Origin of the sequence: Azospirillum oleiclasticum, from assembly GCF_013423485.1 — a bacterium.
Taxonomy (GTDB): domain Bacteria; phylum Pseudomonadota; class Alphaproteobacteria; order Azospirillales; family Azospirillaceae; genus Azospirillum; species Azospirillum oleiclasticum.
In genome coordinates this window covers 1-610 of sequence record NZ_JABFFR010000110.1, presented here as the reverse complement: position 1 = coordinate 610, position 610 = coordinate 1, and the positions used below count along the sequence as shown (strand labels likewise).

The 610-nt window shown below is 71.5% G+C and carries 1 protein-coding gene; it reads right to left on the bottom strand.

From position 1 onward, the window contains the following. A partial coding sequence (locus HL658_RS36490) for an Ig-like domain-containing protein (RefSeq protein WP_180287755.1) occupies positions 1–610 on the bottom strand: 610 nt, incomplete at both ends.

Here is a 610-nt window from a genome sequence, read left to right as displayed (position 1 = left end):
GTCCAGCGCGATGGCGCTGTCCTCGGCACCGGCGGCGTCGGCCACGACGAGCGCGGGGGCGTCGGCGGCTGCAGCGACGCTCACCGTAAGGGCGGTTGTGGTGACCGCCGTTCCTTCCCCGACCTCACGCGATGTCGCGGCGACGGTCAGCACGATCTCGCCCGCGAAATTCGCCGGGGGGATGATCGTCAGACCGGCCAGATCGGCGGGTGCCAGGGTCCAGCTCCCATCGCCGTTGTCGGTGCCGGCGGACAGGGACGCGCCATCAGGCAGACCGGCGACGGTCACCGACAGTACCTCCGACCCGTCGGTATCGGTCAACGCGGCGTCGATGTCGAGCGCGATGGCCGTATCCTCGACCCCCGCCGAGTCCGTAACGTTCAGCACCGGTGCGTCGGCCACGCCGGCGACCGACACGGTGATCGACGCCGTGGTGGTGGCGCTGTCCCCGTTCCCTTCGGTGCTGGTGGCGGTCACCGTCAGCGTCAGCTCACCGCTGAAGTCGGCCGGGGGCGACAGCGTCAGCCCCTCCACCGAGTCGGCCGGAACCTCCCAGACGCCGTTGCCAAGGTCCGTTCCGGCGGACAGCGTGGCCCCGTCGGGAAGGCCG